Annotated in this window: 12 protein-coding genes and 1 pseudogene; 2 read left to right on the top strand and 11 right to left on the bottom strand. The window is 49.5% G+C overall.

Annotated features, from left to right (window positions below; all coding sequences use genetic code 11):
* Positions 1–96 precede the first annotated feature (96 nt).
* From WH37_RS36800 to WH37_RS30095, 4 genes and pseudogenes are all read right to left on the bottom strand, one after another.
* Complete coding sequence (locus WH37_RS36800) at positions 97–795, bottom strand: vWA domain-containing protein (protein WP_046234360.1); 699 nt, start codon at positions 793–795, stop codon at positions 97–99.
* Between the two features lie 99 nt (positions 796–894).
* Positions 895–1,428: pseudogene (locus WH37_RS36795) on the bottom strand (TerD family protein); the annotation flags it as partial.
* Between the two features lie 182 nt (positions 1,429–1,610).
* Entirely contained in the window at positions 1,611–2,897 is a 1,287-nt protein-coding gene (locus WH37_RS30100) for a cellulase-like family protein (RefSeq protein ID WP_046234345.1), read from the bottom strand.
* Between the two features lie 175 nt (positions 2,898–3,072).
* Positions 3,073–3,984, bottom strand: a complete 912-nt coding sequence (locus WH37_RS30095) for a LysR family transcriptional regulator (protein ID WP_046234344.1) — start codon at positions 3,982–3,984, stop codon at positions 3,073–3,075.
* A 105-nt stretch (positions 3,985–4,089) separates the two neighbouring features.
* Between WH37_RS30095 and aroA the strand changes: the two genes are divergently transcribed.
* Positions 4,090–5,442 carry a 3-phosphoshikimate 1-carboxyvinyltransferase gene (aroA, locus tag WH37_RS30090; RefSeq protein ID WP_046234343.1) on the top strand — a complete coding sequence of 451 codons (1,353 nt, stop codon included), beginning with the start codon at positions 4,090–4,092 and terminating at the stop codon, positions 5,440–5,442.
* A 19-nt stretch (positions 5,443–5,461) separates the two neighbouring features.
* Positions 5,462–6,517: a chorismate synthase gene (aroC, locus tag WH37_RS30085; protein WP_046234359.1), complete on the top strand. Its 1,056-nt coding sequence runs from the start codon at positions 5,462–5,464 to the stop codon at positions 6,515–6,517.
* An 85-nt stretch (positions 6,518–6,602) separates the two neighbouring features.
* Here the strand turns inward: aroC and pckA are convergent, their stop codons facing one another.
* The 7 genes from pckA to WH37_RS30050 form a co-directional block, all read right to left on the bottom strand.
* Positions 6,603–8,186: a phosphoenolpyruvate carboxykinase (ATP) gene (gene pckA / locus WH37_RS30080; protein ID WP_046234342.1), complete on the bottom strand. Its 1,584-nt coding sequence runs from the start codon at positions 8,184–8,186 to the stop codon at positions 6,603–6,605.
* A complete protein-coding gene (locus WH37_RS30075; RefSeq protein ID WP_143088712.1) occupies positions 8,183–8,404 on the bottom strand; it encodes a GapA-binding peptide SR1P in 222 nt (73 codons plus the stop codon). Before WH37_RS30075 ends, pckA begins: the two co-directional genes overlap by 4 nt.
* Positions 8,386–9,417, bottom strand: coding sequence for a type I glyceraldehyde-3-phosphate dehydrogenase (gap, locus tag WH37_RS30070; RefSeq protein WP_046234340.1), 1,032 nt, complete (start codon positions 9,415–9,417; stop codon positions 8,386–8,388). The genes WH37_RS30075 and gap overlap by 19 nt, the downstream gene beginning before the upstream one ends.
* Positions 9,418–9,962: 545 nt before the next feature.
* Positions 9,963–11,636 (bottom strand): ribonuclease J, encoded by a 1,674-nt coding sequence (locus WH37_RS30065; protein ID WP_046234339.1) that lies wholly within the window; start codon positions 11,634–11,636, stop codon positions 9,963–9,965.
* 119 nt (positions 11,637–11,755) lie between these two features.
* On the bottom strand, positions 11,756–12,388 hold the full coding sequence (locus WH37_RS30060; protein WP_414812605.1) for a spore coat protein: 633 nt from the start codon (positions 12,386–12,388) through the stop codon (positions 11,756–11,758).
* Between the two features lie 318 nt (positions 12,389–12,706).
* Complete coding sequence (locus tag WH37_RS30055) at positions 12,707–14,377, bottom strand: glycoside hydrolase (protein ID WP_052737334.1); 1,671 nt, start codon at positions 14,375–14,377, stop codon at positions 12,707–12,709.
* Positions 14,378–14,386: 9 nt separating this feature from the next.
* Entirely contained in the window at positions 14,387–15,403 is a 1,017-nt protein-coding gene (locus WH37_RS30050; protein WP_082111077.1) for a carbohydrate ABC transporter permease, read from the bottom strand.
* Positions 15,404–15,411 lie beyond the last annotated feature (8 nt).

Below are 15,411 nucleotides of genomic sequence, written 5' to 3'. Positions count from 1 at the left end.
GGAATCCACTGCACGCAAAAAAGCTCTGAACCCCGACGCTCCAGCCAGCAGCAGTGGCCTTTGAGTCGTTTCGGTTCAGAGTAAGCTTTCTTTATTTTATGGCCGAATAATACGTTGTTCCTTCGCCGCTTTTATCCACATCGGGAACTCATTCAGCAGTTGATCATACAAGTCCTCATCCGACACAGCTGCAATATCGTCCAAATGGAAAAAGCTCGCGTTATCTACGATTCGCCCCTCCATCGTATCCAGCCGCTTCAATACTTCGAAATTGGAGTTTCCAATGCCGACAAACTGCCAGAAAATCGGCTGCACCGCCGAGTGGGTAATCGTATGCTTAATCGACTTCACTACCCCGCCGTCGTTAATAAAAATAATGAACACAGGCGTTGGATCGTTTTCCTCGACTGTATATTTGCGAATCACATCCTCCATAACTGGAGGCTCATTATTGCGCCCGAACTTATGAATGCGGTCATTGTTTAAAATATGCTTATCGACATATTGGCCAAAATCGCGCTCCGTTACTGACGGCAAACGGCTGTATTCATTATCATACACCCACACGTCGAGCGTACCGTTGTCATCGAACTTACAGGCGACAGCCAAAATCCGCTCAACAACTTCCTGAACGGTACCGTTTTTATACAGCGTCTGCATGGAGCCGGAAATATCCAGCACGATGCCTACTCTGGCAACGACGTTCGTCAACTGCTTTTTCTCCAGTGTGTATTGCACGAGCTTTTTGCGGAAATCGATTTTGCTAAGCGAGGCGGTTTGTACAGGTGCTTCCATTGTCGCGGCCGCAGCAGCCTCTGCCCGAGCATAAGCTTGGGATTCCCCGTCCTCGCCCGCTGCCGCATTTCCTTCCAGCTCCAGCCCATAATTCAGGCATAATGCGGCAAGACCGCCGTTAAAGCCGCTGCCGATCGCGCTAAACTTCCACTCGCCATTGTGACGGTACAGCTCCCCTGCTACGACCGCCGTCTCCTTCACCAAATCCGCACCGTACTCGTAGCGCAGCAGCTCTTCCCCCGTGTCCAGGTTAACCAGCCGCACATAAAGTCCCGTAACATCCTGAAAAGCATGCCCGAGCTGCTCGCCATCATAAATCGTCACCGTAAAGGCTGCTTTCGCTATTTGCTCCGGCAGGCGCCCAAGCACAAGCTCGATTACTTCCTGATCGCCTGCTTCCGTGCCAAGCTGCTGGCCGCTTGATTTATGCTCGGCAGCGCCATTCGCCGCTAAAGGATTGCCATAAAAAATAAAATCCTCATCCCGCTCGCAGCGGCCGCGCTCTGACAGCAGAAACGCCGCAGCATCGATGCCTAGCTCGCTTTTTCCAGCTTTCCAGCCAAACCGGACAGCCAGCTTGCCGAGGCTTCTCCCTTTGGTCACGTCCGCTTTTTGCCCTTTCAGCAATTGCATATATGTATCTTCCTCTCGCCTATTAGAATGGTAAATAAGATCATCTATACCGATTATAGCAAATAGGCGCGCGGTTGGAGAGAGAAAAAGCCTCTTTCCCCGCATGCCCCCGGCATGTTCGAAAAAGAAGCTTTCGTCTCGCTCTATTTGATTTCTGCTTGAGCTATAATTGCTGCACGAATCTATTCCGATTCCAAAATAAACCGGTTCCACTTCTGCTGCCACGCAATATCGTTCCAAAACGGATGATGAGGGGCGCAGTTGGAGCAGAGCACCATGCCCCAGAAGCCTAGCTTCATCCCTTTGCGAATGGCATATTCGGCTATAAATTTGCCGACTGGTCCTTCCTCAAAGCCTGCATGCAGCGGCGTGTAGCCCACATAACCTTCGCCAATGACGATAGGAAGCTCCGTTTGCCCCGCCCATTCATGCAGCTCCTCAAAACGGAAATCCGCCTTCTGGAGCATCGCCAGCTTATGGCTGCCATAATGGTCGTACAAATATAAATCCCATTGATCCGGGTCGGCCCAATCATGGAGATAAAGCAGCTTCATGCCGACCGGATTGCCCTGCATCCGCCATTCCTGGCCTGCGGGAAGCTGCCAGCTCTCGAACGGCGGCGCATCTTCCCGCAGCAGCGATTGCACCAGCCCATTTGGAAACGGCACCGCTTCATTGTCGATGCCTGTTCGATCCATCAGCTCCTGCAGCACGCCTTTAATATACAGATGAAAATGGGCCACCTGCATATTTCGCGCCACATAAGCTTTCGGGTAAGCCTCATTCAGCGTATAGCTTGCCGTCATTAACAGCTCGGGATGCTGCTCGCGGAGAAAGGCGACCGCTTCTTCAATAAAGGTCTGCATCTTCTGCACGAGGCCCGGCGTGTTCGAGGCGGCAACGCCCTGCTCGATTGCAATGTCGGTCAGCTGTCCAAATTCAACCTCATTATGCAGCTCGGCATAAGCGATCTGCTCGCCATAGCCCGCTGCCTTCACATATTGAATGAGCTGATCCATCGACTTCGCCAGCGCCATAAAGCGCTGGTCCGGCGGAATATCCGCCAGCAAATCGCGCAAATCGGGCTCCGCCAGAAAGCTCGGGCTTTGCTGGTATTCCCACGAGGAAAGAATAATATAGCAGTTGTGAGCCTTCGCCTGCTTGAACAGCTCCAATAGCTGCGCATGCCCGTCCAGCTCCGCCCCGCCTTTGCAATTGTACCAGCGTGTCCGCTGCCCCACCTCGCCCAAATTGCCGAAGCGCAGCGGTCCAGGGCGAACGCCCGATTCCGTAAACAGCATCAATGGCATCGCACAAATGCGAATCGTATTGTAGCCGCGCTCTACCGCCTCTTTATATCTTGCAGCTAAATCGCTATAAGGCTCCCCCGGCGTCGTCATCGTATACCAAGAGAAATCCCACATCGTAATTGTCAGTTTACGGGGCAGCTGCCTGCTCGCTGTGCTCATATGGCCACCTTTTCTGTCCTCTATGGATAGGGTGATCATCCGATCAACCGCTACTGCACTAGGTTGTGCAGAGAACGCTTTTTCTTTATGGTACAAAATCACACCCGCAGGCGCCATGAACAATGTACGGATGCTGATGGAACATATTCGGATTTACCGGGTGAGTTTGGCAAGTCTAATATCCATCATCACTAGCAGGCATGAACAGCTGGACGAAGCGTTCAGCTGCAACAGACAGCTTCCTGTCCTGCCGTACGGCAAGTCCGATGCTTCGGGGCGGAAGCGGATCTTCTACAAATAATTCAAACAGCGTGCCATTATTTAATTCCTCCTGCACAAAAGAACGGCTAATGAATGCCGCACCGTAACCCAGCCTCGCGAACTGGGCGAGCAAATCAATGCTGCCAAGCTCCATATCCGGCTTTACCGCCTGTCCCTTGCCCGCGAACCATTGTTCCACAAACTCCCTTGTGCTGCTGCCCGGAGATAATAACAGGAGCGGCAGCTCGGCCAACTGCTGCATCGTCAGGACGCCATTCGCTGCTGAGCGACTGGCAAGCTCCGCATAAGCTTCACCAACTACAAAACAATCTTCCAGCACAGCAAGCGTCTGAATATTCAGCTGGGAATCATTTATAGGAAGATGGATGATGGCACAATCGATTTCGCCTTCCCTTAAGCGCGTAGTAATATCGGGCGTCTTCCCATGCGAAAGACGAATCCGGATGCCCGGATAATCGCGATGAAAGGTATTTAATTGCGGCAGCAAAAGATGCTTAATCAGCGAATCGCTCGCCCCGATGCGAATTTCACCCTCGTTCAGCAGCTTCATATTTTGCAAATGCTTTTGCGCAGAATCCAGCATGGAAAAGGATTGCTCCACATAGCCCTGCAGTGCCTGCCCTTCTTCGGTAAGCTCGACGCCCTTCGACAGCCGGTGAAATAATTTGAGCTGCAAAGCCTCCTCCATCTGCTTAATCGCATAGCTGACCGATGGCTGTGTAATATGCAGCTCCTGCGCCGCTCTTGTTAAGTTTTTGCAGCGTGCTGTATGCAGAAAAATCCGATACCATTCCAGGTTGAACATATGGTATAGACCACCTCTATATCATTTTTGATAAAATCCAATTTCACTTATTTCATTTCCTTCATTATAATCGGGTTTATACAAGAAAACAAAAGAGGTGGAAATATGGACGTATTCCAGCCCGATCTGGCTGCGCGTTCCCCATGGTCAGCCCATAGCGATAAACAACAGGTGACAATAAATCCTCCCGCCGCAGCATTGGAAGGAACAGTGCGCATTCCGGGAAGCAAAAGCCTGACTAACCGTGCGCTAATTATGGCCGCGCTTGCTGAAGGAAAATCGCAAATTAGCGGTTTATTATTAAGCGATGATTCCTACTGGTGCATAGCAGCATTAGAACAGCTCGGCGTGAAGGTAGCTATCGATGGAGAAACCGCTTATGTCGATGGCTGCGGAGGAAACTGGCCACTTTCATCTGGCGAGCTGTACGTCGGAGCTGCTGGCACGATTGCGCGTTTTTTGCCTGGCGCTTTGGCAATCGGAAACGGCGTATGGACCATTAAAGGCAGTAAACGATTAAGCGAGCGGCCGCTAGCACCCCTGCTGGATGCACTGACGGATTTAGGAGCAACGTTTGAATACGAACAATCAGAGCGGTCACTCCCCCTTGTTCTTCGGGCAAACGGACTGCAAGGAGGGACGGCGATGCTGCCTGGCTCTACCTCAAGTCAATTTATAAGCGGGCTGCTAATAGCCGCCCCTTATGCGAAAGCGCCGATAACGGTGCGCATAGAGGGGGAGGTCGTGCAAAAAGACTATGTCGAAATGACACTTGAAATGATGGCTTTGTTTGGTGCAGCGCCAGAAGCATCCCTGAGCACGGACGCTCCATTCATCACGGTACCTACGGGAAAATACGAAGCTCACTCCATTCTTCTGGAGCCTGATGTATCCACATGCTGTTATTTCTGGGCTCTCGCCGCGCTTACCGCAGGCCGCATTAGGACGGAAGGGATTGACGCAAGCCGCACAAGCCAGCCAGACATTGCGATGCTCGGCGTGCTGGAGCAAATGGGATGTACCGTTGTCCGCGGCGAAAGCTTTGTTGAAGTCCAAGGGCCTGAGCGTTTGAAGGGCGGTTTTACTGTCAGCATGCAAAAATGGTCGGATCAAACGCTGACGCTCGCTGTCCTTGCTATTTTTACAGATGGCTCCATTACGCTTAAAGATGCTGCGCACATTCGACATCACGAATGTGACCGGATAGCCGCTATTTGCACAGAATTGGGTAAACTAGGCATTCATGTGATGGAGCATGAAGACGGCCTAACCGTCTATCCCGGCAAACCACAAGCCGCTTTATTAAATAGCCATGACGACCATCGCATGGCTATGGCCCTTTCCTTAATCGGCTCTAAAGTTTCTAATCTACGAATTTCCGACCCTGGCTGCGTGTCCAAAACAAACCCGAATTATTTCGAGCAATTGGCGGCACTCGGCTTTCAAATTAACTATTAAACGCAGAGGATGATTAATGATGGCAGGCAATACATTCGGAGAAGCTTTTAAAATCACGACCTTCGGCGAGTCCCATGGCGAGGCGGTTGGTGTCATTGTCGACGGCGTAACGCCGGGCATTGAAATCGATGAAGCCTACATTCAGCAGCAGATGGACCGGCGCAAGCCCGGGCAATCGTCAGTCACTTCCCCACGCAAGGAATATGATGTCGTTCATATTTTATCGGGCATGTTCGAGGGGAAAACGACTGGAACGCCGCTCTTTGTTATTTTGCATAATCAGGATATGAGGCCGGATGCTTATAGCGATATCCAGCACTCTTTTCGGCCCGGCCATGCCGATTTCACTTATTTGCAAAAGTATGGCATTCGCGATCACAGGGGAAGTGGACGGGCTTCAGGCAGAGAAACGGCGGGAAGAGTAGCGGGCGGCGCCATTGCCCGAAAGCTGCTGGAGCAAAGGGGCGTGCAGGTGCTCGCCTATACGCAGGCGATCGGAGGAATTGAGTGTCAAACCTTCGATGAAACCGTCATTGAACAAAATGCGGTTCGTGCATGTGACGCTGCCGCCGGAGCGGAAATGATCCGCAAAATTGAACAGCTAGCGTCGGTAGGCGACAGCTGCGGCGGCATTGTAGAATGCCGGATTCGCGGGGTCATACCTGGTCTTGGAGAGCCGGTATTTGACAAATTGGACGCGGAGCTTGCGAAAGCGATGTTATCGATTGGCGCCGTGAAAGGAATTGAATTTGGTGCTGGATTCGCTGCCGCTTCCATGCTGGGCAGCGAGCATAATGACGAGATGAGCGGCAGCGGGTTTCTTAGCAATTATTCGGGCGGCATCATAGGCGGCATCAGCACGGGACAGGACATTATTTTTCGTATAAGCATTAAACCAACCTCCTCTATTTCGGTTCCGCAGCAAACGGTCAACATTCACGGCGAGGAGCAGGAAATTCGGACGGTGGGGCGGCATGATCCTTGCATTTGTCCGAGAATTGTCCCCGTTGTGGAAGCCATGGCTTGCCTTGTATTGGAGGATCAGTATAAGCGGCAAGCCGCTATGCTCGGGTAGACCTTAACTTAAAAAATAACAAGGGACTGCTTCAAGGCTACCAAAGCCTAAAAGCAGTCCCTTGCTTCACCATTACCCCGTTCTTCTAGCAGCGGCCGTGCGTCAGCACCACCGGACCAGCAGCGGCTATTTCCGCGCTCACGCCTGCGAATTTGCGGAAATTATTCATAAATTGAGCGGCAAGCTTGGCCGCCTGCTGATCATAGGCCGCCTTATCCTGCCATGCTTCGCGGGGCAGAAGCACAGCATCCGGCACCCCTTCTACCGCCAGTGGGCAGCTCAGGCCAAACACCGGATCGGCCTTAAACTCAGCCTGTTCTATGCTGCCATCAATCGCTGCTGTTACCATCGCCCGCGTATAACGCAGGTTCATCCGCTGCCCAATGCCATGCGGCCCGCCGGACCAGCCCGTATTAACCAAATACACCTTGGCATCATGCTGGGCGATTTTTTCACCGAGCATTTCTGCATATACACTTGGCGCGAGCGGCAGGAACGGCGCCCCGAAGCAAGCGGAAAACGTCGCTTCCGGCTCGGTTACCCCACGCTCCGTACCCGCAAGCTTGGACGTATAACCCGATAGAAAATGATACATGGCCTGCTCCTTCGTCAGCCTGGCAATCGGCGGCAGCACGCCGCAAGCGTCGGCGGTCAGAAACAAAATAACGTTCGGATGCCCTGCTTTTCCGGCCAGCACTGCATCTGGAATATGCTCGAGCGGATAAGCAGCACGCGTGTTCTCCGTCAAGTGATTGTCGTTATAATCAGGCTGCCCGGTCTTCGCATCAAGCGCTACATTTTCCAGTACGGCTCCGCTGCGGATCGCCTGCCAAATTTGCGGCTCCTTCTCTTCGCTCAGCCCAATGCATTTCGCATAGCAGCCACCTTCGAAGTTGAATACGCCATCATCAGACCAGCCATGCTCGTCGTCTCCGATGAGGCGGCGCGAAGGATCGGCAGAAAGCGTCGTCTTGCCTGTGCCCGATAATCCGAAGAACAGCGCCGTATCGCCCTGCTTTCCAACATTCGCCGAGCAATGCATCGGGAGAGCGCCCTGCAAAGGCAGCAAGTAGTTAAGCACGCTGAAAATCGACTTTTTCATTTCGCCCGCATATTCCGTTCCACCAATCAGCACGATTTTTTGCTCAAAAGAGATGCAAATGAACGTTTCGGACGCCGTCCCGTCACATGCAGGATCTGCCTTGAGCCCCGGCAGGGCAATGACCGTAAAAGCAGGCTTATGGGAGGCAAGCTGCTCCTCGCTCGGGCGGATAAACAACTGGCGGGCGAACAGATTATGCCAGGCATATTCATTAATTACGCGGATCGGCAAGCGGTACGATTCATCCGCTCCAGCATAGCCGTCAAAGATGAACAGCTCCTGCCGCTCCATATAACGCTTTGCTTTTTCATACAACTGGTTAAAATGCTCCGGCGAAAGCGGCTGGTTCACTTTGCCCCAAGCGACACGCGGCAGTGAAGACGGCTCGCATACAATAAACTTATCTTTCGGCGACCGGCCTGTATATTGCCCCGTCAGCACTCGCAGCGCTCCCGATTCCAACTTCGTTCCTTCGCAGCGTTTAATCGCATACTCCATTAGCTGCTCCGTCGTTAACTGATAATGTACGCCTGATTGCTGGCGCAGCCTCGACTCTAAGATGCTCATGCCCGGCTTCCTCCTGTCCCATTGTATCCTACTGCTGATTTTGCACTTGCTTGCCATTGTCCCTGACTGCTCAGGCTGCTCTCCGATCTCGTCCTTACGCATGACTCCTCCTTGCATTCCGAATAATAATTGGTCACCTTCTTCGTTGGCTGTGTATCAATCAGCGTCATGCAGTGCTTGCAATAAATGGCTCCCATTTCTATACCGTGATCTCGCATGAATCATTCACCCTTTCCATTATTAGATTGGCAACATCCATAACGCGGCATGCATATGCCCACTCATTGTCATACCAAGCAATTACTTTAATCTGATTGTCCATGACCATCGTCGAAAGCCCATCTACCATAGCCGATTTGGAACAGCCAATATAATCGACCGATACGAGCGGCTCCTGTGCAAAACCGATATAAGAAGACCTGCTGCCTTCTGCAGCCGCTTTCAAAACAGCATTTACTTCAGCAGCCGTAGTAGGCCGCGCAGCTTGAACGGTTAAATCGATTAGCGATACATCCTGCGTCGGAACCCGCAGCGACATCCCCTGAATACGCGAGGATAAGTGAGGAAGCACATCCGTAAGCGCCTTGCCGACTCCCGTCGTCGTAGGCACAATCGACTGTGTACAGGATCTTGCCCTCCGCAAATCCTCATGCGGATTGTCCAAATGATTTTGATCGGAAGTATAGGAATGCACCGTCGTCATCCAGCCAGACTGGATATGGAACGCTTGATCCAGCACATGAAGAACCGGAGCCACACAGTTTGTCGTACAGGAAGCAGCCGATAACAGCTGATGCTCCTCCGGGCGATAAAGATGCTCATTCACACCCATCACAATCGTCAAGTCCATTTGCTTGCCAGGCGCTGTTATTAGCACCCGTGCCGCTCCTGAAGCGATATGCTTCAGCGCACCCTGCCGATCATTGAATTTCCCGGTTGCGTCAATGGCCAGCTCCACGCCATAACGATGCCACATAATGTTCTCGGGCGCTCTCTCATATACGACTTGTATGGAATGACCATTAATCACTAGCTGCTGATCGCGAACCTGTATATCTGCTTTCCAGCTCCCATGTACCGAATCGTATTTCAATAGATGAGCAATCGTCTCCACGGGATATACGCTGTTAATGGCCCTCAACCTTACTGCCGGATTCGGCTCAGACAACATTTGCCTAACGAGCAGCCGTCCGATTCTCCCCATTCCGCTAATGCCAACCCCCCGGTGCATTTCCGCATTCCCCCTTCGCTTATTTGCTAATAGCATACATCAATACACTTTTATAATACAACATAAATATTTTTATGACGCACTAAATAATTTTTTATCACCGACATTCGTCACATATATGTCGAATCATTAAAGAAAATCCCCTATATAGTGCATCATTGTGAAAAAGCTTACAATTGACCTCCGCGAAAGTGGTGCGGATATCATCCGCAGTTGCAAAATGACATCATTGATTGGGCTGATATAGGGCAAGAGTATGGAAAATCAGCACGAGCATAAATATGATTTTTAAGCGCCTACTTTGCGAATAACCAAATAGGCCTTTAGATCATTACTGATCTAAAGGCCTGTACTAATAAAAAACGATGGATAGCATCTAAACTAACTGTTATTTGTCGTTGCCTTTGCCTTTGCTGCCATTATTGCCTTTTTTGTCAGAGGTTCGGGTGGTTGTATTTTGTGCAGCATGTCCTTGTTGTTTAGCCAATTCAGATTCCTCCTTTTGAAAGATATAGGTTATTGTCCGTAGAAATAATCCTTGTTATTCACACTTCTATAATGATTGGGAGGATCATTGGCCTTCTTTTGGTTTGTGCAAATAAGAAACGACCCAAGGTGTCCCTTAACGTCTGCTTCATCATATTCCACTGGCTTCCGTGCTCCTCCAGCAGCTTTTCAATTGTCGATACCACGAGTTGATTGATATCTCGCATGAGCGCTTCGGAGTCACGAACATAAACAAATCCCCGGGAAATGATGTCCGGACCGGATAGAACATGCCCTTCCGTTTTACTAAGCGTGATGACAACAACAAGAATGCCGTCAGCCGAGAGCTGTTTACGGTCGCGGAGTACAACATTCCCAATATCTCCAATCCCTAATCCGTCCACTAACATATTGCCCGCAGGGATTTTGCCAGTTTTACGAGCGATATTGTTTTGGATCTCCACGGTCTCCCCATTGTTAACGATAAAAATGTTCTCCTCGGCAACTCCCACCGATTCCGCAAGCAGTCGGTGTTGATAAAGCATGCGGAACTCGCCATGAACCGGAATAAAATATTGGGGCTTCATTAAGGTAAGCATTAATTTCAACTCTTCCTGATTGCCGTGCCCGGATACATGCATCCCTGTCGAGCTTCCCGAGCCATAGATGACATTCGCCCCAAGCAAATAAAGATTGTCAATGATACGCGCAACATTGCGTTCATTACCCGGTATAGCGGTTGCGGCTATAATAACCGTATCCCCTGGCATGATTTCGATTTGCCGATGATTCGAGCTTGCTAAACGGGAAAGTACAGCCATTGGTTCCCCCTGGCTTCCCGTACATAGGACGGCAATATTTTCAGGGGCATAGCGATCCGTATCTCCGGCATCTATAAGCATATCCTCTGGAATGTTTAAATAGCCTAACTCCTTGGCTACAGAAGTTACATTCACCATGCTTCGGCCAAGCAAGACAAGCTTACGTCCAGATTTAATGGCTGCGTCGACAATCTGCTGAACCCGGTGGACGTTTGAAGCAAAGGTGGAAATAAACACCTTCTGCTGAGCCTTACTAAACGCTTCTGCAATATGATCCCCAACAAGCCGTTCTGACGGAGTAAAACCAGGCCGTTCTGCATTAGTACTTTCTGACAGCAGCAGCAGTACACCATTTTTACCTATATCCGCCATACGATGAAGATCAGGATATTGATGATTAACGGGGGACATATCAAATTTGAAATCGCCTGTATGTACGACCGTTCCTTCAGGTGTATGCAGGGCAATTCCCAAGCAATCCGGAATACTATGGTTGGTGCTAAAAAATGACGCCTGAATCGCACCGAAGGAGATATGTGAATTCGAATCGATTAAGTTTAGCTGTGTTGTACGAAGAAGGCCATGCTCCTTCAGCTTTATTTCAATCAGGCCAATGGTTAATCTTGAGGCATAAATCGGGATATTCAGTTGTTTCAAAAAATAAGGAATGCCGCCAATATGATCCTCATGTCCGTGTGTTATGATTAGAGCCTTTACCTTTTCTGTATTATTTAACAAATAGGTTATATCCGGAATAATGAGGTCAATGCCCAAAAAACTCTCATCAGGAAATTTAGATCCACAGTCAATAACGATAATTTCGTCTCCGCACTGTAAAATGTACATGTTTTTTCCGATTTCATTAACCCCGCCTAGTGCAGCAACGAACAATTTATTCCGATCTTTATTCATTACAAACCTCCTGTTCTTTTTTGTAAAAGGACGCTCGGAATCGGGCACCGAGCGTCCTTTAAGTTTCATAGGGGCACTTTATTCAACTGTGAAATTTTTATTTGCTGCTAACTTTTCCGTCAGTGAAGTGCTGTGTCTTTATTAGGCTCTGGCATTTGCGGTGTTTCAGCGGTTGGTAAAAAGGCATTCAAAATTTGCTGCATATCCGTATCATTTAATTGCGCCACCTGATAATAGGCGTTTTTATTTTGATACAGAAAGAGCTCATAGGACATTTCAATAAAATTTTGCACTTGGGAAGCCAATACACGACGGACAACCGGGTTCGTTGCTTCTAGAGCCGACGTCGTTAACAACGAAGCATGCTTTTTAACGATGCCTTGCATAAAACCACATACTCCGGCATCGTTGACATCGGCTAATGATTGAATCGGTTTTTTCGGCGAGCTTTGCTTAATGCCGTATACGGTCGGTGTTACCTCTTTAATCAAATACGTTGATGTTTTTTGGCTTGGCTCCTGCCCGGTCTTAAAACATTCAGCCGTCAAATTGTATTGCGATTGCATAAATTGATATTGCTTGTCGATAAGATTAAGCAGTTCCTGATCCTGTGCATATTGTCTGAAAATCATAAATTGATCCATTGCGCTAATGCTGCAATTCAATACCTCCTGCAAATCAAAAAGCTCATGTCCCCCGTGATTTTTGTTCATTGCCTTCTGTGTATCGTTATTATTTTGCTGCTGCATCATCAAATCTCCTTTTCGTTTTTGCTTAATTTATAGTTGTTAATATGAAATCAGGAGGCTGAATTTATACATCCCTGGACCAAATGTTTTAAGTAAGAGCGTAAATAAATCGAGTAGGAGAGGGCGGCTAACCCCCCGTCCTCTCACACCACCGTACAGCGGGTCCGCATACGGCGGTTCCAAAAGGTTAACAAAGCTCTATATAACGAGAAGGCCCTTTCACTTCCCAATAGGAAGTCGAAAGGGCGTTGTTTATGTTTCGAATCGTGATTCACTTCATGAGAGGAAGGGGCGACTCTGCTTCCTGCTTATCGTTTTCACTTATTCTTTGGCCTTTCTGTCTGCCCCTCCTCCCGTCAAGGTGACGACAGACTTCGCAGGAATAACGGCTTCAAACGAATAATCGTCCAGCACGGGAACGCTTTCCCCACGAACGAGGTCTCGGCCCGCCGACGTAATATACGGTTCCATGAATGCAATGGAATGGTGCATATCCACGCCATTCAATGAAACTCGAATGCGCTTATCATCCTCGCTGTCATTAACGAACACAGCCGTAACTGTCTGTTCTCCTTCATGTACATAGGCCGATCCCAGCAAGCCGCTGCGCGCTTCTTCATCCAGTCCTGCAAGCGAGATGCGCTCCGCACCTGGACGTATAAATTTGCTGTAATTGCCAAGCGCCCACATGATTTTGGAGGTCAAAATATTTTGCTCGTCACCCGCTTCGCTAAAATCAGTATAGATCAGGCCATCCTTGTAATCGACCTTGGACACCGCTGTCCACCACTGCCATGCCGCTGCATTTGCCTCCGTCAAATCAAAATGAATCGTACGGGCCACATGCAAGGCAGGCTCCATGCCCAGGTCACGCCCGGGACCGTAATCGCCAAGAATACAATATTCTGTCACCCAATATTTAGCCTTTTCTTCGTATTTTTTCAGATTGGCATCCAGCAATTGTCTCAGCTTGCCCAGCCGGTCGTCGCCCGGCTTGCTGTAATCGGACCAATAGGAATGCGAAGCGATTTTATTGCCAATCGCTTCCTTGAGCACGGGATCGCCGAGCAGCTCCTTAATATATTCCCGGTATTTTCCTGTTCCCAGACTATTTGCCCCGCCCGAATATGGCCCGCTCCCTGCAAACTGCCCATAAAATTCATCATCCAGCAGCGCTGTAATTTCTACGCCGTCTGGGGCGCTGATTTGCGCCTCAAGGCCGCTTTCTTTTAATTGCCGATGCAATTCAAGTATGACACGCTTAAGATCGTCATTGTTATAACGGTTGCCTTCTTGCTGAGCCAGATTCCAATCCCAGGTCGGCTCATTAATCGGGCTTATATATTGAAACGCCAAGCCTTCCTCTCTAAAATGCTCCAAAACATCGATTAAAAATGCCGCAAATTCATACTCATAACCCTCTTTCAGATTGGTGGAGCCGACGTCCGGATCCGGTTGAGCATGACCATTTTTTGTTATCCAGACTGGGGGGCTGTTCACGAATGCGATCAAGGATTCCACGCCTCGATCCTTTGCCGCCTGAAGAAACCATTGCTGACCCGCCTGCCTGCTCCAATCATACTCCGCTTCCTCCGAAGGCTTGAACGATTCCGCCCGCCTCCATGGATCTGGAATACGCATCTGGTCCGTTTCAATCGAGCCTGCACCGATATTGAAGCGCCAGGCTGACAGCCCAATTCCTTTCTCTCTTGAAAAAAGCAAATCCGCAACGCGATTTTTATTTTCTTCCGTCCAATGCTTGCCCAGAGGCTCCATCGACCATGCGTCAGACGCGCCGAAATTATCAATCGTTTGATAGCGGACGGCTCCGTCGAGCGATACATAAGCATCCGGCGGCGTCATTTGCTGGGCAGGCGCTTCCTCCTTTTTCGGGCTGCTCGCGCTATCGGAACGATTCGATGTGAAAGCGAAATACAAGCCTAGAGCTGATGTGAATACCAAAATGATAACAACTGTCAATTTCTTTTTCATCCGCCTCTCCTATCCGACCAAGCCTGATCGTTCGACACTCTCTACAAAATGCCTTTGCACAAACAAATACAAAATAATAAGCGGCAGTATAGACATCAGGACGCTGGTGTTCATCATCATGGACATAAAGAACGGATCCTGAACGTAGGAAGCGGTTTCCGCCTGCCCCCCTCCGCTAAGGAACGTAGCAATCGCATAGCCGGAAGAAGCCATCATCGACGACATGACCTTTGGCTCATTCAAATACATGTTCGTAAAAAAAGAGTCGTTCCACTGCCAGACAAACGAGAACAGCATGACGGTCACCATCGACGGGACCGCATTAGGCAAAATGACCCTTGTAAAGGTTGTAAAGTAGCCAGCTCCATCCACATAGGCGGCTTCTTCAATCTCTCGCGGAATCCCTTTAAAAAACTGGCGAAAAATATAGACATATAAACCGGTCTTCACGCCCATGCCTAGCGCTGCCGAAATTATAAACGGCCAATAGGTATTAATCAGATTGGCCGGCTCGCCCTCGATCAGCTCAATCAGTCCGAATAAATCGAAATTTTTAAATTGCAAATAGAGTGGAACCATAATCGTTTGGGCAGGCACCAAAATCGTAAAAATAACGCCTGCGAACAAAAAGCCGCTTCCCCTGAACTTCACTCTCGCAAAGCCGTAGCCGGCAAGCACGCAGGTAACCGTTTGCAGCAGCATGACCGCAGAAGATAGAAGCAGCGTATTGAGCAGAACATGCGGGTAGTTCATCGCTTTGAATACGAGCTTAAAATTGTCGAGCGTCATCGTATGCGGCACCCAAATGACCGTAGAGTCATACAAATCATCCATGCTTTTGAACGCGATCGACAGCTTCAATAGAATCGGGTAGACGATGACAAACGATATGCCGAAAATGAGTACGAATCGGACGGTCATCCACATCCATTTTTTTACAAATTCAAACCAATAGGCAGCGGATGCCATGCGCTGCTGCAATTTTTCTTTTGTTGACCGCTGCACCGCAGCCGTTTCCTTCTTCATGCCCTTCC

The organism is Paenibacillus algorifonticola, assembly GCF_000971975.1.
GTDB classification, from domain to species: domain Bacteria; phylum Bacillota; class Bacilli; order Paenibacillales; family Paenibacillaceae; genus Pristimantibacillus; species Pristimantibacillus algorifonticola.
Note: the sequence above shows the minus strand (reverse complement) of the source record. Positions and strands in the feature narration are given on the sequence as shown.

Bases quoted from the DNA above. Each gene is read 5' to 3' on its own strand.
- aroC (WP_046234359.1), top strand. From the start codon at position 5,462: ATGGCAGGCAATACATTCGGAGAAGCTTTTAAAATCACGACCTTCGGC.
- WH37_RS30055 (WP_052737334.1), bottom strand. From the start codon at position 14,377: ATGAAAAAGAAATTGACAGTTGTTATCATTTTGGTATTCACATCAGCT.
- WH37_RS30100 (WP_046234345.1), bottom strand. From the start codon at position 2,897: ATGAGCACAGCGAGCAGGCAGCTGCCCCGTAAACTGACAATTACGATG.
- WH37_RS30075 (WP_143088712.1), bottom strand. From the start codon at position 8,404: ATGCGAGATCACGGTATAGAAATGGGAGCCATTTATTGCAAGCACTGC.
- WH37_RS30065 (WP_046234339.1), bottom strand. From the start codon at position 11,636: ATGAATAAAGATCGGAATAAATTGTTCGTTGCTGCACTAGGCGGGGTT.
- WH37_RS30050 (WP_082111077.1), bottom strand. From the start codon at position 15,403: ATGAAGAAGGAAACGGCTGCGGTGCAGCGGTCAACAAAAGAAAAATTG.
- WH37_RS30095 (WP_046234344.1), bottom strand. From the start codon at position 3,984: ATGTTCAACCTGGAATGGTATCGGATTTTTCTGCATACAGCACGCTGC.
- WH37_RS30060 (WP_414812605.1), bottom strand. From the start codon at position 12,388: ATGATGCAGCAGCAAAATAATAACGATACACAGAAGGCAATGAACAAA.
- pckA (WP_046234342.1), bottom strand. From the start codon at position 8,186: ATGAGCATCTTAGAGTCGAGGCTGCGCCAGCAATCAGGCGTACATTAT.
- gap (WP_046234340.1), bottom strand. From the start codon at position 9,417: ATGCACCGGGGGGTTGGCATTAGCGGAATGGGGAGAATCGGACGGCTG.
- WH37_RS36800 (WP_046234360.1), bottom strand. From the start codon at position 795: ATGGAAGCACCTGTACAAACCGCCTCGCTTAGCAAAATCGATTTCCGC.
- aroA (WP_046234343.1), top strand. From the start codon at position 4,090: ATGGACGTATTCCAGCCCGATCTGGCTGCGCGTTCCCCATGGTCAGCC.